Origin of the sequence: Streptomyces sp. NPDC016469 (assembly GCF_040632905.1) — a bacterium.
Lineage (GTDB): Bacteria > Actinomycetota > Actinomycetes > Streptomycetales > Streptomycetaceae > Streptomyces.
Genome location: NZ_JBEYCQ010000005.1, coordinates 75,822 through 98,423 on the forward strand (window position 1 = coordinate 75,822; position 22,602 = coordinate 98,423).

21 protein-coding genes and 1 tRNA gene are annotated in these 22,602 nt (G+C 72.2%); 14 read left to right on the forward strand and 8 right to left on the reverse strand.

The window, feature by feature from the left end; translation table 11 throughout:
- Positions 1 to 92: 92 nt before the first annotated feature.
- On the reverse strand, positions 93 to 1,181 hold the full coding sequence (locus tag ABZ565_RS07040; protein ID WP_361021314.1) for a P1 family peptidase: 1,089 nt from the start codon (positions 1,179 to 1,181) through the stop codon (positions 93 to 95).
- 228 nt (positions 1,182 to 1,409) lie between these two features.
- Between ABZ565_RS07040 and ABZ565_RS07045 the strand changes: the two genes are divergently transcribed.
- Genes ABZ565_RS07045 through ABZ565_RS07070 form a run of 6 tightly spaced genes read left to right on the forward strand, consistent with a single transcriptional unit; the run spans position 1,410 to position 6,982 of the window.
- Positions 1,410 to 2,561 carry an MFS transporter gene (locus ABZ565_RS07045; RefSeq protein WP_361021316.1) on the forward strand — a complete coding sequence of 384 codons (1,152 nt, stop codon included), beginning with the start codon at positions 1,410 to 1,412 and terminating at the stop codon, positions 2,559 to 2,561.
- Entirely contained in the window at positions 2,558 to 4,882 is a 2,325-nt protein-coding gene (locus ABZ565_RS07050) for a molybdopterin oxidoreductase family protein (RefSeq protein WP_361021318.1), read from the forward strand. Before ABZ565_RS07045 ends, ABZ565_RS07050 begins: the two co-directional genes overlap by 4 nt.
- Before the next feature lie 7 nt (positions 4,883 to 4,889).
- On the forward strand, positions 4,890 to 5,492 hold the full coding sequence (locus ABZ565_RS07055; RefSeq protein WP_361021320.1) for a 4Fe-4S dicluster domain-containing protein: 603 nt from the start codon (positions 4,890 to 4,892) through the stop codon (positions 5,490 to 5,492).
- Positions 5,489 to 6,298 (forward strand): Rieske (2Fe-2S) protein, encoded by an 810-nt coding sequence (locus tag ABZ565_RS07060; RefSeq protein ID WP_361021322.1) that lies wholly within the window; start codon positions 5,489 to 5,491, stop codon positions 6,296 to 6,298. Before ABZ565_RS07055 ends, ABZ565_RS07060 begins: the two co-directional genes overlap by 4 nt.
- Positions 6,295 to 6,735: a hypothetical protein gene (locus tag ABZ565_RS07065; protein ID WP_361021324.1), complete on the forward strand. Its 441-nt coding sequence runs from the start codon at positions 6,295 to 6,297 to the stop codon at positions 6,733 to 6,735. Before ABZ565_RS07060 ends, ABZ565_RS07065 begins: the two co-directional genes overlap by 4 nt.
- Before the next feature lie 37 nt (positions 6,736 to 6,772).
- Positions 6,773 to 6,982: a hypothetical protein gene (locus tag ABZ565_RS07070; RefSeq protein ID WP_361021326.1), complete on the forward strand. Its 210-nt coding sequence runs from the start codon at positions 6,773 to 6,775 to the stop codon at positions 6,980 to 6,982.
- Between the two features lie 55 nt (positions 6,983 to 7,037).
- On the opposite strand, the gene ABZ565_RS07075 is transcribed toward ABZ565_RS07070, so the two are convergent.
- The 5 genes from ABZ565_RS07075 to ABZ565_RS07095 all read right to left on the reverse strand — a co-directional run bounded on the left by ABZ565_RS07075 (position 7,038) and on the right by ABZ565_RS07095 (position 12,447).
- Complete coding sequence (locus ABZ565_RS07075; RefSeq protein ID WP_361021328.1) at positions 7,038 to 7,619, reverse strand: hypothetical protein; 582 nt, start codon at positions 7,617 to 7,619, stop codon at positions 7,038 to 7,040.
- A 282-nt stretch (positions 7,620 to 7,901) separates the two neighbouring features.
- A complete protein-coding gene (locus ABZ565_RS07080) occupies positions 7,902 to 8,735 on the reverse strand; it encodes an S-methyl-5'-thioadenosine phosphorylase (protein WP_361021330.1) in 834 nt (277 codons plus the stop codon).
- A gap of 109 nt (positions 8,736 to 8,844) precedes the next feature.
- Complete coding sequence (locus ABZ565_RS07085; RefSeq protein WP_361021332.1) at positions 8,845 to 9,198, reverse strand: FmdB family zinc ribbon protein; 354 nt, start codon at positions 9,196 to 9,198, stop codon at positions 8,845 to 8,847.
- A gap of 67 nt (positions 9,199 to 9,265) precedes the next feature.
- On the reverse strand, positions 9,266 to 10,549 hold the full coding sequence (locus ABZ565_RS07090) for an MFS transporter (protein WP_361021334.1): 1,284 nt from the start codon (positions 10,547 to 10,549) through the stop codon (positions 9,266 to 9,268).
- 314 nt (positions 10,550 to 10,863) lie between these two features.
- Positions 10,864 to 12,447, reverse strand: a complete 1,584-nt coding sequence (locus ABZ565_RS07095) for a potassium/proton antiporter (RefSeq protein WP_361021904.1) — start codon at positions 12,445 to 12,447, stop codon at positions 10,864 to 10,866.
- 243 nt (positions 12,448 to 12,690) lie between these two features.
- Between ABZ565_RS07095 and ABZ565_RS07100 the strand changes: the two genes are divergently transcribed.
- A complete protein-coding gene (locus ABZ565_RS07100) occupies positions 12,691 to 15,444 on the forward strand; it encodes a penicillin acylase family protein (protein WP_361021336.1) in 2,754 nt (917 codons plus the stop codon).
- 24 nt (positions 15,445 to 15,468) lie between these two features.
- Here ABZ565_RS07100 and ABZ565_RS07105 read toward each other — a convergent pair whose 3' ends face one another.
- Positions 15,469 to 16,053 carry a 5-formyltetrahydrofolate cyclo-ligase gene (locus tag ABZ565_RS07105; RefSeq protein ID WP_361021907.1) on the reverse strand — a complete coding sequence of 195 codons (585 nt, stop codon included), beginning with the start codon at positions 16,051 to 16,053 and terminating at the stop codon, positions 15,469 to 15,471.
- Between the two features lie 107 nt (positions 16,054 to 16,160).
- On the opposite strand from ABZ565_RS07105, the gene galU reads away from it, so the two are divergent.
- The 7 genes from galU to ABZ565_RS07140 all read left to right on the forward strand — a co-directional run bounded on the left by galU (position 16,161) and on the right by ABZ565_RS07140 (position 21,583).
- On the forward strand, positions 16,161 to 17,063 hold the full coding sequence (galU, locus tag ABZ565_RS07110; RefSeq protein WP_361021338.1) for a UTP--glucose-1-phosphate uridylyltransferase GalU: 903 nt from the start codon (positions 16,161 to 16,163) through the stop codon (positions 17,061 to 17,063).
- Between the two features lie 4 nt (positions 17,064 to 17,067).
- Positions 17,068 to 18,378: a gephyrin-like molybdotransferase Glp gene (gene glp, locus ABZ565_RS07115; protein ID WP_361021340.1), complete on the forward strand. Its 1,311-nt coding sequence runs from the start codon at positions 17,068 to 17,070 to the stop codon at positions 18,376 to 18,378.
- A gap of 120 nt (positions 18,379 to 18,498) precedes the next feature.
- On the forward strand, positions 18,499 to 18,999 hold the full coding sequence (moaC, locus tag ABZ565_RS07120) for a cyclic pyranopterin monophosphate synthase MoaC (protein ID WP_361021342.1): 501 nt from the start codon (positions 18,499 to 18,501) through the stop codon (positions 18,997 to 18,999).
- A complete protein-coding gene (locus ABZ565_RS07125; protein ID WP_361021343.1) occupies positions 18,996 to 19,511 on the forward strand; it encodes a MogA/MoaB family molybdenum cofactor biosynthesis protein in 516 nt (171 codons plus the stop codon). Before moaC ends, ABZ565_RS07125 begins: the two co-directional genes overlap by 4 nt.
- A gap of 17 nt (positions 19,512 to 19,528) precedes the next feature.
- Complete coding sequence (locus tag ABZ565_RS07130; protein ID WP_361021345.1) at positions 19,529 to 20,152, forward strand: GNAT family protein; 624 nt, start codon at positions 19,529 to 19,531, stop codon at positions 20,150 to 20,152.
- A 136-nt stretch (positions 20,153 to 20,288) separates the two neighbouring features.
- Complete coding sequence (glpR, locus tag ABZ565_RS07135) at positions 20,289 to 21,413, forward strand: gephyrin-like molybdotransferase receptor GlpR (RefSeq protein WP_361021347.1); 1,125 nt, start codon at positions 20,289 to 20,291, stop codon at positions 21,411 to 21,413.
- Positions 21,414 to 21,509: 96 nt separating this feature from the next.
- Positions 21,510 to 21,583 (forward strand) — tRNA-Ala (locus ABZ565_RS07140).
- 152 nt (positions 21,584 to 21,735) lie between these two features.
- On the opposite strand, the gene ABZ565_RS07145 is transcribed toward ABZ565_RS07140, so the two are convergent.
- Positions 21,736 to 22,494 carry an SDR family oxidoreductase gene (locus tag ABZ565_RS07145; RefSeq protein ID WP_361021349.1) on the reverse strand — a complete coding sequence of 253 codons (759 nt, stop codon included), beginning with the start codon at positions 22,492 to 22,494 and terminating at the stop codon, positions 21,736 to 21,738.
- Positions 22,495 to 22,602: the final 108 nt, after the last annotated feature.

A 22,602-nucleotide genomic window follows, 5' to 3' on the forward strand; every position in this document is an offset into this window, starting at 1 on the left:
GCTGACATCAGGACCGGGGTTCAGAAAAACGCACGGGGCGCACGGAAGGTTCCGCGCACGCGGCTCGACCTCCTCGCGCGGGCCGGGCTTCCTCACGCGGGCGGCGGGCCCGTCCCGGCGCCCGGCCCGCTCCCGCCGCGCGGGGACGGCCCGTAGAGGTCGCCGTACGAGGGGAAGGTGCCCCCGCCGTCGCGGCCGTGGACGCCCTTCGCCGCCCGGACCGCCTTCACGATGGCCCGGGTCACCGCCTCCGCACCCGCCGCGAGCAGCGGGTTGAGGACGACGGGATCCTCCGCGTCCAGGTCCCGCCGGCCCGTGGCGAGGGCGAACACGGTGTCCCCGTCGGTCATCAGGTGCACGGGCCGGATCGCGCGCGCCAGCCCGTCGTGCGCGGTGCCGGCCAGCTTCTGCGCCTGCGCGCGGGTGAGCCCGGCGTCGGTGGCGACGACGGCGAGCGTGGTGTTGAGCGGGGGGCGCGCATCCGTGCCGCGCGCGTGGGCCAGGCGCCGTCGCGCCCCCTCGTGGACGTCGGCCGGCGGGGCGACGGCCGGCTCCTCGCCCCCGTACTCCCCGAACAGCACCCCCGTACGGGGGTCGAGCACCGAGCCCGCCGCGTTGACCACGACGAGCGCGCCGACGGTGAGCCCGGACGGGAGGAGGATGCTCGCGGTCCCCACCCCGCCCTTGAGCTGCCCGGCGACCGCCCCCGTGCCCGCGCCGACGCACCCCTCGGCGACCGCCGCGCCCTCCTCGGCCCGGGCGGCGTCCTCCACGGCCGCCCGGCCCGTCGCCGCGTCCGGCCTGGCCCGCCAGTCGCCGCCCCGCCCCAGGTCGAACACGCAGGCCGCCGGGACCACGGGGACCACCTGGGCCGGATCGGGGCCCACCCGCACCCCGCGCCCCCGCTCCTCCAGCCAGGCCATCACCCCGGACGCCGCGTCGAGCCCGTACGCGCTGCCGCCGGTGAGCACGACCGCGTCGATGCGCTGGACCAGGTTGCGCGGATCCAACGCGTCCGTCTCCCGCGTCCCCGGACCGCCCCCTCGCACATCGACGGCGGCGACCACCCCGCCCTCGGGCGCGAGCACCACGGTGGTACCGGTGAGGGCGCCCTTCCCGGGGACCTGGGCATGGCCGACGCGCAGCCCGCGCACATCGGTGAGGGAGTCCTGACGAGGCATCCGGTGCTCCTTCGGGGCGGAGGTGGAGGGGTGAGCGGTCAAGGTACCGCCGCCGCCGCCGAAGGCCCCTGACGCCCGGGGGGGCTCCCCCCCCGCCCCCGCCCCCCCCGCCCCCCGCCCCGCCCGCCTCCGCTCACCCACCCCGCCCCGCCCCCACCCCCGCGACTCGCTCACCCCCTGGCCCCGCAAAACAGGACCAATCGCCTCACACCGCCCTACCGTGGCACCGTGACCGAGCCACCTGAAGCCGCAGGCGCAGCCGCGCAGCCCGTTCCCGGGGGTCGTACCGGAGCCGTCGACGGGGCCGGCGGTGCGCCGGCGCCAGGCGGGTCAGGGCGGGTCGGAGGGCTCGTTCCCAGGTCCGTCACCGCCCGGGCGACCGCGGCAGGCGTCATCGTCTCCCTTCTGCTCGTCGTGGCCATCGTGCTCGGCAGCAGGTTCCTGGAGCACTTCGACTCCGCGCTGCTGCCGTACGCCGTGGCCACGGTGTTCCTGGCCTTCGGCGTCGCGTACCGGTACACCGTGTGGGTCTCCGCCCCCGGGGCCAAGCGGCTGTTCAAGAAGGGCTGGGGGAGCCTCTTCTCGGTGGCCAACTTCCGCCGCGCGCCCACCGCGCTGCCGAAGATGACCGCCACCTACCTCGGCTTCCAGAAGTTCCTCGGCGCCCGCTCGCACGCCCGCTGGGCCGCCCACCAGCTGATCTTCTGGGGCTGCGTCCTCGCCGCGCTGATCACCTTCCCGCTGACCTGGGGCTGGTTCACCTTCACCTCGGGCACCGGCTCCGGACCCGGCTACGAGATGCGTATCTGGGGCTTCAAGATCATCGGGTTCGACTCGCTCGACTTCCTGGGCTGGCTGATGTTCCACGGCCTGGACATCGCCGCCGTCCTCGTCATCCCCGGCGCCTCCTACTTCCTGTGGCGGCGGATGAAGGACCGGGCGGCCATCACGGGCCAGCGATTCGCCTACGACCTGGTGCCGCTGATCGCACTCATCGTCATCTCCGTGACCGGGCTGCTGCTCACCTTCTCCTCGATCTTCCTGCACGGCGGCGGCTACGAGTTCCTGGCGATCCTCCACATGGTCGCGGTGGTCTTCACCCTCATCTACATCCCGTTCGGGAAGTTCTTCCACATCGTCCAGCGCCCCGCCGCCGTCGGTATGCAGCTGTTCAAGTACACCGGCCGGCAGGAGGAAGAGGTCTTCGCCTGCCGCCGCTGCGAGGAACCCATCGACACCGCCCCGTACGTCGACAACCTCCGCGGCACCATGCGCGATCTCAGCCTCGGCTTCGACGAGTGGGCCGAATACTGCCCGCGCTGCAAGCGGGTGCTGCGAGGCAGCGCCTATCTCTCCCAGGTGAAGAAGGGCTTCAAATGACCGCGGACTCGCGAACGCCCGAACCGCATGCGGTCGTTCCCATCGACCCCTCCCTCGCGCCGCCGGGCACCCGCGCCTTCCGCGACGCGGGCGGCATCCCCGCCGACCGGTGGCACGCCGACCAGAACGGCGAGACCCTCGTCCCCACCCACTGCTGCTTCTGCGGCGTCCAGTGCGGCATGTATCTGCGCGTCGACCGCGGCGGCAAGGTCTTCGGCGTCGAACCCCGCAACCACGACATCAACCGCATGCGCCTGTGCCCGAAGGGCATCAACGCCTACCAGCAGGTCAACCACCCCGACCGGCTCACCGCCCCCCTCATGCGCCGCTCCCGCGACGAGGATTTCCAGGAGGTGTCCTGGGAGGAGGCGCTCGACTTCACGGTCTCCGAGATCCGACGCATCCAGGAGCAGTACGGGAAGGACGCCTTCGGGCTGTTCGGTGGTGCCAGCCTCTTCTCCGAGAAGACCTACCTCGTGGGCAAGTTCGCCCGCGTCGCCCTGAAGACCCGCCACGTCGACTACAACGGCCGGCTCTGCATGGTCAGCGCCGCCGCCGCCAACAAGCTCGCCTTCAACATCGACCGGGCCGGCAACCCCTTCGCGGACATGCTGCTCACCGACTGCCTGCTGATCGCCGGCTCCAACGTCGGTGAGTGCTTCCCCGTGCTGACCCAGTACGTGTGGGGAGCGCGGGACCGCGGCGCCGGCCTCATCGTCATCGACCCGCGCGAGACCGCCATCGCGCGCACCGCCGACATCCACGTCGCCCTGAAGCCCGGTACCGACGCCGCCTTCTTCAACTCCCTGCTCTGCGTGATCATCGAAGAGGGCCTGACCAACGAGGACTACCTGGCGGCCCACGCCACCGGCTGGAACGAGGTGCGGTCCAAGGCGCTGGAGTACCCGCCGTCCCGCGCCGCCGAGATCTGCGGCGTCCCCGCCGAGCAGATCGTCCAGGTCGCCCGCACCTTCGCCCGCGCGCCCCGGGCCATGGCCTGGCACGCCCGAGGGATCGAGCACCAGTCCCAGGGCGTCGAGAACTGCCTCACCGTCATCAACCTCTGCACGGCCACCGGCCACATCGGCAGGCCCGGCGCGGGCTACGGCACCCTCACCGGCCAGGGCAACGGGCAGGGCGGCCGCGAGCACGGCCAGAAATCGGACCTCCTCCCGGGCGGCCGCTCCATCAACAACGAGGAGCACCGCCGGCAGATCTGCGAGATCTGGGGGATCGACGAATCGGAACTCCCCCAGGCCGGGACCTCGATGATGGAAATGATCCACCAGATGCGGCGGGGTGAGATCCGCGGGCTGATGGGTGTCTGCAACAACCCCATCATCTCCCTGCCGAACTACCCCGTGGTCAAGGAGGGGTACGACGCCAACGAGTTCCATGTCCAACTCGACTTCTTCCTTTCCGAATCCGCGGCCAATGCCCATGTGGTCCTTCCCGTCACCTCCTGGGCCGAGGACGAAGGAGTGATGGCCAACGCCGAGGCCAGGGTCGTCAAGCACAACAAGGCCCAGGACCCGCCCCCCGGCGTACGGACCGACACCTGGGTCATGTGTGAACTCGCCCGCCGCCTCGGCGTGGGCGACAAGTTCGCGTTCAACGGCTCCCGCGACGTCTTCGACGAGCTCCGCGTGGCCTCTGCCGGAACGGTCATCGACTACTACGGCATCACCTACGAACGGCTGGAGGAGACGGGCGGCATCTCCTGGCCCTGCCCCTCCAAGGACCACCCGGGCACGCCCCGGCTCTTCGAAGACGGCAGGACCTACCACCCCGACGGCAAGATCCACATGCAGGTCGTCGAGTGGCACCCGCCGATGGACCCGTACAGCGACGAGTTCCCCATGTCCCTCACGACCGGCCGCACCGTCGCCCACTTCCTCTCCGGCAACCAGACCCGGCGCCTGGGAGCCCTCGTCGAACAGACCCCCCGCCCCTGGGCCGAGATCCACCCCTCCCACGGTTTCCGCAACGGCGAACCGGTCCGTGTGGTCACCAGGCGCGGCAGCGCCTCCTACCCGGCCCTCGTCACCGAGGCCATCCGTCCCGACACCGTCTTCATCCCGTACCACTGGCCGTTCCCCACGTCGGCCAACGTCCTCACCATCGACGCCCTCGACCCCCGCTCCAAGATCCCCGAGTACAAGGTGTGCGCCTGCCGCATCGAGCACGCCGACGCGGTCGACGTGGTGGCGGCCCCTCCGGTCCCACCCGGCCACGTCGCCTACCCGGAGGCCCAGGTCTCCCGCACCGACCCGCTGCCGCCCACGTCCCCGCAGGGCCGCGGCACCTCCGAGAGGAGCTGATGCCCGCATGATGGGCCGAACGATCTTCGTCGACCCGGGCCGCTGCATCGGCTGCCAGGCGTGTGTCTCCGCCTGCCGCGAATGCGACTCGCACCGCGGAAAGTCCATGATCCACCTCGACTACACCGACGAGGGCCAGTCCGTCGCCTCCCTTCCCACCGTCTGCATGCACTGTGAGGACCCCGTCGCCCCGTGCGCCGAGGTGTGCCCCGCCGACGCGATCCTGGTGACCGCCGACGGCGTGGTGCAGCAGGCCGACACCACCCGCTGCATCGGCTGCGCCAACTGCGTCAACGCCTGCCCCTTCGGCGTACCGAAGATCGACCTCCAGGCGAAGCTGCAGATGAAGTGCAACCTCTGCTACGACCGCACCGCCTACGGCCTCGCCCCCATGTGCGCCACCGTCTGCCCGACCGGAGCGCTCTTCTACGGCACCGCCGAGGAACTCCAGGCCGAACGCCCCGGTGTCCAGGTCGCCGACTCCTTCGTCTTCGGCGAGAGCGAGGTCCGCACCGGCGTCGCGATGGTCGTGCCCGCCGACCGGGTCCAGTGGCCGGTCCCCGGCGGCCTGCCCGTCGTGGAGATCAACGGGAAGGACGTCCGACGGTGACCGAGACCGGCTACCCGCCCCCCGGCGACCCGAAGCAGCCCCCGCCCCGCGACCCCGGCAGCACGCCCCCCGCCGCCCCCGGACAGCCGGCCTCCGGCGACCCCCGCGAGGCCCTGCACGACCGGATCGCCGCCGACGCCCTCACCACCCGGCGGGACTACCTGCGCATCGTCGCCACCGTGTCCGGCGGGCTCGCCATCGGCGGTCTCGGCGTCGCCGGCGGCATCCTGCCCCGCCACGGCGACCCCGACGACGGCAAGGCCCCCGCCCCGAAGAAGATCGCCGCCCAGCTCCTCCCCGGCGAGTCCATCGCCTTCGACTACCCCGACGAGGAGGACCGCGCGGTCGCCGTCCGGCTCAACGACGGCACCCTCGTCGGCTACTCCGCCATCTGCACCCACCTCGCCTGCGGCGTGCTCTGGCGCAAGGACCGGGGCACCGAGGGCGAGCTGTACTGCCCCTGCCACGAAGGCGTCTTCGACGCCCGCAGCGGCGAGGTCACCGCAGGCCCGCCGCCCCGGGGGCTGCCCAAGGTCGTGCTCACCGAGGAGACCGACGGCAGCATCTGGGCCGTCGGCACCACCCGCTCCGGCGAGAGCATCGAGCACGGGCTGTGCCGCCAGTTCGGCGAGGAACGCCCCGACCTGGCCTCCCGCCTCGGCTGCCCCGGCGTCCGCGACGGCGCCGAGGCACCACCCGCCCCCGGCGGACCCGCCCGCACGCTGGCCCCCGGACCGGTCGCCCCCGGCCCGTCCCGTACGCGTACCGGAGCCGGGGCGGCCGACACCACCGAGAGCCCGTCATGAGCGACGACGACCGCCGGACCCCCGGGGCCCCGGGCCCGCAGCCCGCGCCCGACCCGCAGACCCCCGGGCCCCCGCAGCACCCCGGCCCGCGCTACCCCGCGTACCACCCCGGCAGCGCGCGGGCCGAGCTCAACCGGCCCGTCCACGAGCGCTACCCGCAGATCCGGCCCACCAGCGGCTACGGCGACCCCCGCGTCCGCCACACCGGGCCCGGACCCGGTGCCGGCACCGACCAGGAACCCGAGCGGTCCTCCAAGCTCACCGCCCGACTCGTGCTGGCCATGTCCGTCGTCATCGGGCAGCTGTGGGGCCTCACGGTCATCGTGGACGAGTGGATGGAGGGCAACTCCGGCACCGCGTGGTGGGGCGCCGGCTTCCTCTGCCTGTCGTTCCTCGTCGTGCTCGGGCTCTGGCTGCTCGACCCCAAGGACCGCTGACCGGCCGACCGGGGCGGGGCGGCCGTACCCTGGGGGTATGAGTACCGCCCCCGCCCCCGGACCGCGCGACGCGGAGCCCACCACGCCGGACCGGCCCAGGCCCAAGCCGGCGCTGATCTTCGACGATCCGCTGGACCAGCAGTCCGCGGACGATACGGACCAGGGGTGGGGCGAGCGGGCCCCGTCCGGCGGCAGCGCCGCGGACCTGGCACGTTTCCTCGACGAGAAGCCCCCGCACCACATCTGACGCCGGGCCCCGGCCAGGGCGGTGACCCAGCGCCGTACGGCCCGGGCAGCACGCCTCAGCACAGGACCACCGCGAATCCACCGGAGATCCCCGCACCGGCCAGGTCCGCCGCCGTCGCCCTGGGCACCGCGAGCACGACCAGCGCACCCTCGCCCGACGAGCCCCCGGCGTCCGCCCGCGGCACCCGCTCCACGCGCGCACCCCTGGCCACCACCCGGGCCTCCGCCGTCGCCCCCGGACCCCCCGACGCGACCACGTCCACGCGGTCGCCCGGCCGCAGCAGCCGCACGGTCTCCGCGTCCGCGATCCGTACCGGCGCCGACACCAGGCGTACCGGAGGCGAAGCCCGCTCCCGGGACGCCGCCCGCGCCGTGTCACCGCCGTGCCCGCCTGCACCGCCCCCTGCCAGTCCGGAGACGGCCAGGGCGGCGGCGGTCAGCGCCAGGCCCGCCGCCATCGACCGCCGCTGCCGCCACACCGCACGGCGCAGCCGCTGACCGGCACCCCCGCGCACCCGCAGCGGCGGGAACGCGGGTACCCCGCACGGCGGGGGAGCGGGCAACGGCCCCGGTGGCGCGCCCGCGTACGGAGCGGTGGAAGCGGTCTGGGTGAAGGAGTGGGAACCGGACGAGCGCATCGCGAACACCGCCTGCGTCAGGGGCCGATGGGTCGGGCCGAGCAGCCGGAACCCCGAGGTCCCGGCTGCCGGACAACGCCCACGATCCACCAGCCGCCGGATTCTCGCCGGAGCCTGTGGACCGTCCACCACATGTGGAAAACTCCGTCACCCGCAGCGGGAAACCGGCGGGCGGGAAACCCGCGGGCGGGAAACCCGCAGAGGGGAACACCCGCAGCCCGAAGCCCCGCCGCACAGACGGGAACACCCGCAGCCCGAAGCCCCGCCGCAGCCAAACACCCCCTACGGCAGCGCGAGCCCCGTCTCGATCCCGTCCAGCGCGTGCCCGCACGGGCAGTTCCGGTCCTCCGCAGCCGGCAGCCCCGCCACCGCGTCGAAGAGGACCGAGCGCAGCCGGTCCACATTGGCGGCGAAGACCTTCAGCACCTCCTCGTGGGAGACGCCCTCGCCGGCCTCCGCGCCCGCGTCCAGGTCCGTGACCAGGGTCATCGTGGTGTAGCAGAGGCCCAGTTCACGGGCGAGCACCGCCTCGGGGTGCCCGGTCATGCCGACCACGGACCAGCCCATCGCCGCGTGCCAGCGCGATTCGGCGCGGGTGGAGAAGCGCGGCCCCTCGACCACCACCAGCGTGCCGCCGTCCACCGCCTTCCAGTCCCGGCCCCGCGCGGCGGCCAGCGCGACCTTGCGGCCCTCGGGGCAGTACGGGTCCGCGAAACCCAGGTGCACCACGTTCGGCAGGACCCCGTCGGCCCGGGGCTCACCGTCGTAATAGGTCTGCACACGGGTCTTCGTCCGGTCCACCAGTTGGTCCGGCACGATCAGGGTGCCCGGCCCGTACTCCGGGCGCAGGCCGCCCACCGCGCACGGGCCCAGCACCTGGCGCACCCCGACCGAGCGCAGCGCCCACAGGTTGGCGCGGTAGTTGATGCGGTGCGGGGGCACGTGGTGGCCCCGGCCGTGCCGTGGGAGGAAGGCGACCCGGCGGCCACCGGTCTCGCCGATGAAGACGGAGTCGCTGGGGTCTCCGTACGGGGTTTCCACGCGGACCTCGGTGACGTCCTCCAGGAAGGAGTACAGCCCCGAGCCGCCGATCACGCCGATCTCTGCGTTCACCATGCGGTCACCCTAGGCCGTGTCCGCGCAGCCCCTTCCGGCGGGCGCGGGCGCGCGAAAACCCCGCCGAGCAGGTCGGCGGGGTCTTCGTGAAAGCTGTGGAGCCGGTCGCTCAGGCGGCCGACGAACCGCTCGTCGAGGAAGAGGAGGACGACGACGCGGACGCCGGGGCGGCCGACGACTTCGTCTCCGACGACTTCGTCTCCGACGACGTCGAGGAGCTGGACGAGGACGACCCGGAGCCGGTGCTCTTCGAGGCGGAGGAAGCCGGCGTGCTGCTCGACGAGGAGCCGCGGCTGTCGTTCCGGTAGAAGCCGGAACCCTTGAAGACGATGCCGACCGCCGAGAACACCTTCTTCAGGCGTCCATCGCAGTTCGGGCACACCGTGAGGGCGTCATCGGTGAACTTCTGCACCGCTTCGAGGCCCTCGCCACACTCGGTGCACTGGTACTGGTAGGTCGGCACTTTGTTCCTCCTGGCACTCTGACTCGATGAGTGCTAACGACGCTCCATAGTGACGTATTCCGTGGAATCAGTCCACCGTGACCGGCCCGCGGTGACCGATACCACGCGCCACGGTCCGCCCCGCACCGGCCGCCAGGAGCCTCGAACGCAGCGTCAGCAGGGTCGCCAGGGCCAGCACCGTACCCACCAGCGGGACCAGGAAACCGGCGCTCGCGCCGTGCCCGTCCGCGAGTTGGCCGGCCACCGTCACCGCCGCCGCCTGGCCCAGCGCGACCGCACCCGTCAACCAGGTGAACGCCTCGGTCCGCGCCGAGCCCGGCACCAGCGCCTCGACCAGCGTGTAGCCGCTGATCAGGGCCGGAGCGATGCAGAGCCCGACCAGCAGGCCGAGCCCGGCGAGCAGCGGCGCCGAGTGCACCGCCCACAGGCCCGACGCGGTCAGCGCCAGCGCCGTGTAGCCGACGAGCAGGCGGCGGCGGGGGCCGGACTTCCAGGCGATGGCCCCGCAGGCGATCCCGGCGAGCATGTTGCCGGCGGCGAAGATCCCGTACAGCACACCGTTGGCGCCCGGGTTGCCGATCTCCTCGGCGAACGCGGTCAGCGAGACCTGCATGCCGCCGAAGACCGAGCCGATGCCGAGGAAGGCGACCGCCAGCACGCGTACGCCGGGGATCGACAGGGCCGAGGCGTGCCGCTCGGCGCCGGGCAGGGCGCGGTCGCGGACCGGCGGCTGCGTGGCGCGTCGCGCGGCGAAGAGCAGGCCGCCGAACAGGGTGAGCGCGGCCTCCGCGATCAGGCCGGCCGCCGGGTGCACGCCCGTGCAGAGCGCGGTGGCGACGACCGGGCCGATGACGAAGGTGAACTCGTCCGTCACCGACTCGAACGCGGCGGCCGTCGCCAGCAGCGGGGACGCCTCGCGGCCCGGTGCCGCGCCGAGCATCGCCGCCCAGCGGGCCCGCACCATGGGGCCGATCTGCGGGACGGACGCGCCGGTCGGGACGGCCGCGGCGAACAGCGCCCACAGGGGCGCGTCCGCCAGGGCGAGTGTCACCAGGAGCGAGACGGAGGCGGTGTGGACCAGGACGCCGGGCAGCAGCACGGCCCGCTGGCCGAACCGGTCGGCGAGCTTGCCGGTCTGCGGGGCGAACAGGGCCATGGAGACCCCGGTGACGGCCGCGACGGCGCCTGCACTGCCGTACGAGCCGGTGGTGTGCTGGACCAGCAGCACGATGCCGATGGTCAGCATCGCGAAGGGTTGCCGTGCGGCGAAGCCGGGAAGGAGGAAGGTCCACGCCCCGGGGGTGCGCAGCAGCTGCCCGTATCCGGGGCGTTCGGAGACCGTGGACGCCACGGTCCTTGCCTTTCTGCCGCCTGGTGGCCGTGCCCCCGGGGCGGCCGGCACTGGAGTGCGGGCCCGGGCGGGGCTGCCGAGAGCTGTCCTCTTCGCGCGGAACTGCGGTAGATGCCGGGCGCTCGCGGCCGGTGTGCGGGCACAACCGGTACGGAGGACGCCACGACCGCCATACGGTCGCGCCAGCTCTGCGTCAGGCAGAGTTGGTCGATCAATCGGTGGTTCTGGGTTTCCTTCATGCTACAGGCAGGAAGGGCGGAGGCCCTGTGATTGTGTGCGCCCCGCCCTTCGTCGCCTGTGAACGCGGTGTGTGCTCAGTGATGTGCCTTCGCGTCGCGCTTCTTGCCCTTGTCCGCCCTGCCGCCGAGCTTCTTGACCGCCTTGAGCGCCCCGCCCACCTGCGGCACGGGGGACTCCTGTCCGGTGGGGTGTCCGCCGGGCGTTCCGAGCCAGCCGGCCAGCTTGCCGCCCTCGGCGACCGCGCGCAGCCGTGCCTCGGCCGCGTCGCGCACCGGGTCGGTGGCCACGACGAGCAGTTCGTCGCCACGCCTGAGCACCGTCGAGGGGGCGGGTACGAAGCTCTTGTCGTCCCGCACCACGAGGGTGACCGCGGCGCCCGCGGGCATGCGGAGCTCCCCGACCTCGACGCCGTGCATCTTCGACTTCGCGGGGACGGCCACCGACAGCAGGTGCCCGCGCAGCCGTTCCAGGGGCGCCGATTCGATGCCCAGGTCGGCCGCCTCGGACGGGTCGTCGCCGATATCGAGGGCCTTGGCGAGCCAGGGAAGGGTCGGGCCCTGGATGAGGGTGTAGACGACGACCAGGACGAAGACGATGTTGAAGACCCGGGTGGAGCCTTCGATCCCGGACACCATGGGAATGGTCGCCAGAATGATGGGTACGGCGCCGCGCAGCCCGGCCCACGACATGAGGGCCTTCTCCTGCCAGGGCAATCGGAACGGCACCAGCGAGATGAAGACCTCCAGCGGCCGGGCCACCACGGTCAGCACCAGGCCCACGACGACGGCGGGCCAGAAGTCGTCCAGCAGGTCGTGCGGCGTGACCAGCAGACCGAGCAGGACGAACATGCCGATCTGGGCGAGCCAGCCGAGCCCGTCCGCGAAGCCCCGGGTCGCCGGCCAGTGCGGCAGCTTGGCGTTGCCGAGGATCATCGAGGCCAGGTAGACGGCGAGGAACCCGCTGCCGTGGAGCATGGCACCGGCGGCGTACGCGGACACCGCGATGGCCATGACGGCGATCGGGTAGAGGCCGGAGGCGGGGAGCGCCACATGGCGCAGCCCGTACGAGCCGAGCCAGCCCACGGCGATGCCGACGGCGGCGCCGATGGCCAGCTCCAGGGCTATCTCGCCGATCAGCACGTACCAGCTGTCGACCTCGCCGATGGTCGAGAAGGCGACGACCAGGATGACCACGGGGGCGTCGTTGAAGCCGGATTCGGCTTCCAGGACACCGGTGACGCGGGCGGGCAGCGGGACCTTGCGAAGCACGGAGAAGACCGCCGCGGCGTCCGTCGAGGAGACGACCGCGCCGATGATGAGCGCCTGCCGCCATTCCAGGCCGACCAGATAGTGCGCCCCGGCCGCGGTCACGCCCACGCTGATGCCGACGCCGACGAGCGACAGCATCACGGCCGCGGGCAGCGCCGGTCTGACCTCTTTCCACTTCGTGCCGAGTCCGCCCTCGGCGAGGATCACGACGAGTGCCGCGTAGCCGATGACCTGCGTCAGTTCCGCGTTGTCGAACTTGACGTCGAAGAAGCCGTCCTGGCCCATGGCGATACCGATGCCGAGGTACAGGAGCAGGCTGGGGAGCCCGCTGCGGGACGAGACGCGTACCGCTACGACGGCGACGAGCAGGACGAGTGAGCAGACGAGCAGGAGTTCGTTGAGCGTGTGGACAGTCAGTGGCCGGTCCCTTCCCTGCGTACGCCTGCCGGATCGTCTTCCGGCGGCCGGTACTTCGTTACCTTACCTAATCTTTAACGTTTTCTTGATGCGTTCGAGTATTCGTACGATCACTACGCAATTCGAGCCATCCTGATACCGCGTCCGAGTGGGTGACGCGCTGCGCCTATGGTTGCTCCTGCACTCCCAGGACCGCCCTGCCCTCGAAGGACAGCGATGCCCGCCACAACAACCGCCTCTTCCGGATCCACCGGTACCGCCGGTGGCGGGCCGCGCAAGAAGAAGAAGGGGCGCCGCGCCCGCCTGCTCGTGATCGTTCTGGTGCTGGCGCTGGTCGCGGGCATCGGTTACGGAACGTACTGGTCCGTGTCCACCGTGCGCGCCTCGTACCCGCAGACCAACGGGACCATCCACCTCGACGGCCTCTCCGGCAACGTCGACGTCAAGCGCGACGGCTATGGCATCCCGCAGATCTACGCGGACTCGGACGCCGACCTGTTCCGCGCCCAGGGCTTCGTACAGGCGCAGGACCGCTTCTGGGAGATGGACGTACGCCGTCACCTGACGGCAGGCCGGCTCTCCGAGATGTTCGGTTCCGGCCAGGTCGAGACGGACTCCTTCCTGCGGACGCTGGGCTGGCGCAAGGTCGCGCAGGAGGAGTACGACACCGTCCTCTCCGCCGAGACCAAGAAGAACCTCCAGGCGTACGCGGACGGCGTGAACGCCTACCTCAAGGGGCGCGACGGCAAGGACATCTCCGTCGAGTACGCCGCGCTCGGCCTCACCAACGACTACAAGCCGTCGGAGTGGACCCCGGTCGACTCGGTCGCCTGGCTGAAGGCCATGGCCTGGGACCTGCGCGGCAACATGCAGGACGAGATCGACCGCTCGCTGATGACGAGCCGGCTCGACGCCGACGAGATCGAGCAGCTCTACCCCGCATACCCGTACGACAAGCACGAGCCGATCGTCACCGAGGGCGGCATCTCCTCGGTCACCGGCACGTTCGACCCTAAGGCGACGGACACCGGCGCGAGCGACGCGAACACCGTCGCCGGCGCGACCCAGGGGCTGAACACGCAGCTCGGCGCGCTCTCCGACACCCTGGACGAGATTCCCGCGCTGCTCGGCCCGAACGGCACCGGCATCGGCTCGAACTCCTGGGTGGTCTCCGGCACGTACACGACGACCAACAAGCCGCTGCTCGCCAACGACCCGCACCTCGCGCCGATGCTGCCGTCCCTCTGGTACCAGATGGGCCTTCACTGCCGGCAGGTCTCCGAAACCTGCAAGTACGACACCGCCGGCTACACCTTCTCCGGCATGCCCGGTGTGATCATCGGCCACAACCAGGACATCGCCTGGGGCTTCACCAACCTCGGCGCCGACGTCACCGACCTCTTCCTGGAGAAGGTCTCCGGCGACGGCTACCTGTACGACGGCAGGACCAAGCCCTTCACCACCCGCGAGGAGACCATCAAGGTCGCGGGCGGCAAGGACCGGCACATCACGGTCCGCGAGACCAACAACGGCCCGCTGGTCTCCGACCGCAGCAGCGAGCTGGAGAAGGTCGGCCAGAAGGCCCCCGTCACCAACTCCGCGCCGGACCGCGCCGACGGTTACGCCGTCGCGCTGAAGTGGACCGCGCTGGAGCCCGGCCACTCCATGGACGCCGTGTTCGAGCTGAACCGCGCCAAGGACTTCACGAGCTTCCGCAAGGCGTCCGAGCACTTCGAGGTTCCCTCGCAGAACCTCATCTACGCCGACACCAAGGGCAACATCGGCTACCAGGCCCCGGGGAAGATCCCGGTCCGCAAGCAGGGGGACGGCACCACGCCCAGCCCCGGCTGGTCCTCGGCGTACGGCTGGAAGAAGGACCCGATCCCGTTCGACGAGCTGCCCTACGAGTACAACCCGAAGCGCGGCTACATCGTCACCGCCAACCAGGCCGTGATCGACGAGGACGAGTACCCCTACCTGCTCACCAAGGACTGGGGCTACGGCAGCCGCAGCCAGCGGATCAACGACCTCATCCAGTCGAAGATCAAGGGCGGCGGCAAGATCTCGACCGAAGACATGCAGAAGATGCAGATGGACAACACCAGCGAGATCGCCGCGCTGCTGGTGCCCGAACTGCTGAAGATCAACGTCTCCGACAAGGACGTCCGCCAGGCGCAGAAGCTGCTGGAGGGCTGGGACTACACCCAGGAGGCCGACTCGGCCGCCGCCGCGTACTTCAACGGCGTCTGGCGCAACATCCTGAAGCTGGCCTTCGGCGACAAGCTGCCCAAGGAGATGCGCGTCGAGGGCGAGTGCCTGAACGTGCCGCCGCCGAAGAACTCGGGCCCGGCCGACGAGCAGGACCGGCTGGTACGCGAGTGCGGCCAGCGCTCCCCGGACTCCGCGCAGCCGGACGGCGGTGACCGCTGGTACCAGGTCGTCGCGAACCTCATGGACAAGCCGGACAGCAAGTGGTGGAAGTCGCCCAAGAGCCGCAAGGACAAGGCGACCGAGACCCGCGACCAGCTGTTCGCCCGCGCCATGGAGGACGCCCGATGGGAGCTGACGGCCAAGCTGGGCAAGGACATCACCACCTGGAACTGGGGCCGGCTGCACCAGCTGACCCTGAAGAACCAGACCCTCGGCACCGAGGGCCCCGGACTCCTCCAGCGGGTCCTCAACCGGGGCCCCTGGAACCTCGGCGGCGGCGAGGCCGCGGTGGACGCCACCGGCTGGAACGCGGCCGGCGGCTACGAGGTGGTCTGGGTGCCGTCGATGCGGATGGTCGTCAACGTGGCCGACTGGGACAAGTCCCGCTGGATCAACCTCACCGGTGCCTCCGGGCACGCGTTCGCCGCGCACTACACCGACCAGACCGACAAGTGGGTCAACGGTGAGCTGCTGCCGTGGGCCTACGGCACGAACGCCGTGGCCGGGACGACGACGGACACGCTGACCCTGAAACCGTAAGTGCCTCTCAAGGCCCCCGGTGCTTCAGCTCACGCCGAAGCGCCGGGGGCCTTGTGGTGTGACCACCGCGTCCACGGGGAAGTCGTGCGGCTCCGCCGGGACCCGTGCGGTCACCTCGTTCGCGTACAGCAGGACGATGAGCGCGGGCGTGGCCCCGGCGGCCGTCAGGCGCGCCAGCACCCGGTCGTAGCTGCCGCCGCCGCGCCCCAGGCGCATGCCGCGCGCGTCCACCGCGAGACCGGGCAGCAGCACCGCGTCCGCCTCCAGGACGGCGTCGGGGCCCAGCCGCCCGCCGGTGGGTTCGAGCAGCCCGCGCCCCGCCTTCGCGAGCCGTTCCGCGCCCTCGTACGGTGCCCAGTCCAGGTCGTTGTCGGCGAGGAGCACCGGCAGCAGCACCCGGACGCCCCGCGCGCGCAGCGCGTCCAGCAGGGCGCGGGTGCCCGGCTCGCGCCCCACCGAGACGTACGCGGCGACGGTGCCGGCCCCGCTCAGCTCCGGCAGTCCGAGCGCGTGGCGGGCGAGAACCGAGGCGGCCCGTTCGACGTCCTGGCCCGTCAGCAGGCGGCGCGCGGCGAGCAGTTCACGCCGCAAGAGCGCCTTTGCGGACATTTCGGTGTTCAACGGGGCACCTACCGGCCTCTCGTACAGGGTTATATGAGGACGAAGTTAACCGGAGGCTCATCTTCCGCCCATGTCTCACCGCTAGGGTTCAGCGCATGACCCAGCCGAACTCCAGGATCAGCAAGGCCGTCATCCCGGCGGCAGGACTCGGGACCCGTTTCCTTCCGGCCACGAAGGCCACTCCCAAGGAGATGCTGCCTGTCGTCGACAAGCCTGCCATCCAGTACGTCGTCGAGGAAGCGGTGGCCGCCGGGCTGCACGACGTACTGATGATCACCGGCCGCAACAAGCGTCCCCTGGAGGACCACTTCGACCGGAACTACGAGCTGGAGGGCGCCCTGACCCGCAAGGGCGACGCCGACCGGCTGCGCAAGGTCCGCGAGTCCACCGACCTCGCCACCATGCACTACGTCCGCCAGGGCGACCCCCGGGGCCTGGGTCACGCCGTCCTGTGCGCCGCGCCCCACGTCGGTGACGAACCGTTCGCGGTGCTCCTGGGCGACGACCTGATCGACCCCCGCGATCCGCTGCTGTCCCGGATGACCGAGGTCCAGGAGCGCGAGGGCGGCAGCGTCATCGCGCTCATGGAGGTCCCGCCCGCGATGATCCATCAGTACGGCTGCGCGGCCGTGGAGCCCACCGCCGAGGCGGACGTCGTACGCGTCACCGGCCTGGTCGAGAAGCCGGAACCGGCCGACGCGCCCAGCAACCTCGCGGTCATCGGCCGCTACGTCCTGGACCCCGCCGTGTTCGAGATACTGCGCCGGACCGAGCCGGGCCGGGGCAACGAGATCCAGCTGACCGACGCCCTGCAACTGCTCGCCGAGGACGAGAAGGCCGGCGGACCCGTCCACGGCGTCGTCTTCAAGGGCCGCCGCTACGACACCGGCGACCGCAGCGACTATCTGCGTGCCATTGTCAGACTCGCGTGCGAACGTGAAGATCTGGGGCCGGAGTTCCGCAGCTGGCTCCGCCGGTACGTCACCGAGGAGATGTAGCACGTTGAGCAGCACGATCTGGTCGGTGGACGAGCACCTGGAAGACATCCTCGCCGCGGTGAAGCCGCTCGAACCCATCGAGCTGCAACTGCCCGAGGCCCAGGGCTGCGTCCTGGTCGAGGATGTCGTGGTGGAGGTCGCCCTGCCGCCCTTCGACAACAGCTCGATGGACGGTTACGCGGTCCGCGTCGCCGATGTCGAGGGCGCCACCGAGGAATTCCCCGCCGTCCTCACCGTCGTCGGGGACGTCGCGGCCGGCGACGACGGACTCGGCCCCGGCCGGCGCGTCGGCGCGGGCGAGGCCGCCCGCATCATGACCGGCGCCCCGCTCCCGGAGGGCGCCGAGGCCGTCGTCCCCGTCGAGTGGACCGACGGCGGCACGGGCGAGGGCCCCGCCGCCGCGATGCGCGCCCACAGCGACGCCCCGGAGGGCGCCGGCGGAGAGGTCCGCGTCCACCGCCCCGCCGAGGCCCGCGCCCACGTACGGGAGCGGGGCAGCGATGTGCGCCCCGGCGACCTCGCGCTCAAGGCGGGCACGGTGATCGGACCGCCCCAGATCGGCCTGCTCGCCGCGATCGGCCGCTCCACCGTCAAGGTGCGGCCCCGCCCCCGCGTCGTCGTCCTGTCCACCGGCAGTGAACTCGTGCAGCCCGGCGGCGAGCTGACCGGCGGCCGGATCTACGACTCCAACAGCTTCGCCCTCACCGCCGCAGCCCGGGACGCGGGGGCGATCGCCTACCGCGTCGGTGCCGTCGCCGACGACGCCGAGACCCTGCGCGCCACCATCGAGGACCAGCTGATCCGCGCCGACCTCGTCGTCACCACGGGCGGCGTCAGCGTCGGCGCGTACGACGTGGTGAAGGAGGCCCTGTCCTCCGTCGGCGACGAGGACGAGCCGGGCGGCGGAGTGGACTTCCGCAAGCTCGCCATGCAGCCGGGCAAACCGCAGGGCTTCGGCTCCATCGGCCCCGACCACACCCCGCTGCTCGCCCTCCCCGGGAACCCGGTCTCCAGCTACGTCTCCTTCGAGCTGTTCGTCCGCCCCGCGATCCGCACCCTGATGGGCCTGCCCGCCGCCGACCGATCGACGGTGAAGGCCGTGCTCGTCGCGGACAAGGCCCTGTCCTCACCCGCCGGGAAGCGCCAGTTCCTGCGCGGGACGTACGACGCCGAGGCCGGTACCGTCACGCCCGTCGGCGGCTCCGGCTCGCATCTGATCGCCGCGCTCGCCCGGGCGGACGCCCTGATCGTGCTCCGCGAGGACGTCACCTCCGCCGAACCCGGCTCCGACACCGAGGTGATCCTGCTCCGCTGACCGCGCCCCGGTGGCGGTACGGTAACTGGCGCTGTGCCGTCCGGGGGACACCCCCCGGCCTCCGGACCGCGCCCCGGTGCGGCCCGGGGAATCCGGCGCCCTACCGCTAGGCGGAGTGAGTTGAGTACGCAGAACAGGCTGACGCACATCGACGAGGCGGGGGCCGCCCGCATGGTCGACGTCTCCGGGAAGGACGTCACCGCGCGCGTCGCCCGGGCCAGTGGCCGGGTCCTCGTGTCGCCGCGTGTCGTCGAACTGCTCCGGGGTGAGGGAGTCCCCAAGGGCGACGCGCTCGCCACCGCGCGGATCGCCGGGATCATGGGCGCCAAGCGCACCCCGGACCTGATCCCCCTCTGCCACCCGCTGGCCGTCTCCGGGGCCGGCGTCGAGCTGAGCGTGGCCGACGATGCCGTGGTGATCAGCGCCACGGTGAAGACCACCGACCGCACGGGCGTCGAGATGGAGGCCCTGACCGCGGTGTCGGTCGCCGCGCTCACCGTCGTGGACATGGTCAAGGCGGTCGACAAGGCGGCGGTCATCACGGACATCCGGGTCGAGACGAAGTCGGGCGGCAAGTCCGGCGACTACGTACGCGCCCAGGCGCCCGGGACCGACGCGTGAGCGCCGCCGGCGCCCCGGCCCCGTACCGCGCCCTCGTCGTGACCGCGTCGAACCGTGCGTCCGCCGGGGTCTACGCGGACAAGGGCGGGCCGCTGATCGCCGAGGCACTGACCGGGCTCGGCTTCACGGTCGAAGGGCCGGAGGTCGTGCCCGACGGCGACCCGGTCGAGCGGGCGCTGCGGACCGCGGTGGCCGCCGCGTACGACGTGGTCGTCACCACCGGCGGTACGGGCATCTCGCCCACCGACCGCACCCCCGAGGCCACCCGCCGCGTCCTGGACCACGAGGTGCCCGGCATCCCCGAGGCGATCCGGGCCGAGGGCCGCGACAAGGTCCCCACCGCCGCGCTCTCGCGCGGCCTGGCGGGTGTGGCCGGCCACACCCTGATCGTCAACCTCCCCGGCTCGACCGGCGGGGTGCGCGACGGCCTCGCCGTCCTCGAACGGCTCCTGGTGCACGCCGTGGACCAGCTGCGCGGCGGCGACCACCCCCGACCCGGGAGCCCGAGCTGAACGTCCCCACCTGGCCGGTGATCCTGGCGGACGGCGATGTCGCCCTCCGGCCCATCAAGCTGCGCGACCAGCGGGACTGGCGCGAGGTCAACCGGCGCAACCGGGACTGGCTGCGCCCCTGGGAGGCGACGGTCCCGCCGCCCGCGCCGGGCGGACCGGTCGCCCAGCGGCCCACGTACCGCCAGATGATCCGCCATCTGCGCTCCGAGGCGAACGCGGGCCGGATGCTGCCGTTCGCCATCGAGTACCGGGGCCGGCTGGTCGGGCAGCTGACCGTCGCCGGGATCACCTGGGGCTCGATGTGTTCGGGGCACGTCGGCTACTGGGTGGACCGGGAGGTGGCCGGGCGCGGGGTGATGCCCACCGCCGTCGCGCTCGCCGTGGACCACTGCTTCCGGGTGGTGGGGCTCCATCGCATCGAGGTGTGCATCCGGCCCGAGAACGGGCCGAGCCGGCGGGTCGTGGAGAAACTCGGATTTCGCGAGGAGGGGCTGCGTCCGCGTTATCTGCACATCGACGGGGCGTGGCGCGATCACCTGATCTACGCGCTCACGGCGGAGGAAGTGCCGGACGGGCTGCTGCGGAGGTGGCACCGCTCGCGGCCCGTTCCCCGTACGGATCAGCCGGAGCCTCCCGCGTAAATAAAAAGTTTGTTCGAATTACTCTCGATCGGCTGATTCGGACCCTCACAAAAAAGTCCGCGATATCGGCCGGATCGTGCGACACACCGCGCCAATTGGCGGATGCCTCCGCGCAAACCCCTCTACGGTGTGGGATGTGAGCAGCAGCGGCCTCATTTACGCAGTCATCGTCGGGGCCTGGGCCGCCTACTTGGTGCCGATGTGGCTCCGCAGGCAGGACGAGCTGAACGAAGAGCGTCCGACGGAGCGCTTCAGCACCGCCATCCGGCTGCTGTCCGGCCGGGCGGCGATGGAGCGCCGTTATGCCAAGGGGCTCCAGGAGCGCACCGAGGACGAGGCGGCACCCGACGCCGACCCGGACGCGAGCACGGACCGAATGGACTCCGTCGACGTCCGGGCCTTCGCCGCGCCTCCGGCGCACACCGAGGTCCGGATCCACGACCCGGCCGGTACGCCGGAGCGCGCCCCCCGCAAGCGGCGTGGCGCCGAGCCCGCCGCCCCCGGCCCCGCCCGGCGCGCGCGCCCCGGGGGCATCGACGCGGAACGCGCCCGGCGCGCGCAGCGGCTCCAGGTCCTCGCGCGCCGCCGGCGCACCACCGTGATGCTCTTCCTCGTCTTCACGCTGGGCGCGATCGTCGCCGCGGTCGGCGGCCTGCGCTTCCTGTGGGCGCCGGCGGTCCCGGCGGTGCTCCTCAGCGCGTACATCGCGCACCTGAGGGCGCACGAGCGGCGCCGGTTCGCCTTCACCATGGACCAGCGGCGCGCCGAGGTGGCGGCCCAGCGACTCCGCGAGAACCGCCCCCGCCGCCACCAGCCCGCCCCCACGGCCCCGGCCGAGGCCGACGAGGACTCCGAGCCGCGCCACCCGGCCCCCGAGCCGACGCCCACGGTTTCCCCGCAGGAGGCCGGCCGCCGCGCCCTGGTCGAGCAGACGGACCACGCGGAGTGGGTGGACCAGCAGCGCGAGCGCGGCCGGGTCCAGGGCGACAGCTGGGAGCCGGTCCCGGTGCCCCTGCCCACCTACGTCACCGCCCCGGTCGCCCCGCGCGCCACGGGCGGGGTCGAGGTCGGCGACCCGGAGACCTGGAGCGCGGCCCGCTCCAGCGCCGCCGAGCCCGCGCAGCCGGACCCCGCGACACCCCCGGTGGACCCGGCGCCGCGCCAGCGCTCCCCGCAGTCCCGCCGTTCCCGCGACCGGGGCCGCACCCCGCTCTTCGACCAGTACGAGGACGGCGACCGCCCCCGCGCGGCCAACGAGTGACGGTGCGTCGGCGGCCGTGAGCCACGCCACGGCTGACCAGCGCGGAACGGATTTCCGAGCACCCCCTGGAGGGTGCTAGAGTTTCACACGTCGCAAGGGCCTGTGGCGCAGTCTGGTAGCGCACCTCGTTCGCATCGAGGGGGTCTGGGGTTCAAATCCCCACAGGTCCACTTGCACGACTGTTCTTGAGTTGGCTCAGGAATGGTGACGAGATCCCGTCCGATCGCAAGATCGGGCGGGATTTTCGGCTTTTGCCGGAGTCCTCGGGGCTTCGCCTCCTCCGGGACGGCTGCCCCACCGTGGCCCGCCGGGGCTGAACGCGCTACGCCCGGGCGCCCATCGGGAGGTTCGCGCCGCCCGTGCAGTCGAGCACGACACCGGTGATGAAGCCGTTCGTCGCGAGGGAGTGGATGGCCTGCGCCACGTCGGCGGCCTGGCCGACCCGGCCCGCCGGGGTCGTCCTGGCGAGGCCCTCGAAGAGCGCTGCGCGCTGCTCCGCCGGAACGCGGTCCCACCACGGGGTGTCGATCACGCCGGGGGAGACGGCGTTGACGCGGAGCGGGGCCAGCTCGACCGCGAGGGGCGGAACCATCGCCTCAAGGGCGCCGTTGATCGCCGCGAGACCCGACGTGCCGGGGAAGGCCGCGCGGGCCGAGGCCGCCGTGATCAGGGTGACGGAGCCGTGCCGGCGGTCGAGGCGCGGGAGCGCGGCCTGGAGGATGCGGATCTGGGGCCAGAACTTGGCGTCGAAGCCGGTGGCGAGCTCCGCGAGGTCCAGTTCGGAGAAGGCGCCGCTGCCCGCGGCGCCGCTGACCGCTATGACCAGGTGGTCGATGGGGCCGGATGCGGCGAAGAAGGCCGCGATGTCCTCCTGTGAGGCGGCGTCCATCCGGTGGGTGGCCGTCTTGCCGCCGATGCGGGAGGCCGCCTCGTCCAGGCGGGTCTGCGAGCGGCCCGTGATGGTCACCTCCGCCCCCGTGGCCGCGAAGAGCGCGGCCGTGGCCTCGCCGATGCCGGAACTGCCGCCCATGACGACGACGTGGGCGGGGGTCTCGGCGGCGGGGGTGTGGTCCGTGGTCATGGTGGAGGTCCTCCGTAAGCGCTGGGCGCGACTGTCGTTCATGCGATGTCTTCCCGTACCTGTTGACGAGACTGTGGGTCTCGATAAAGTAAGTGTTGTCGAGACCGA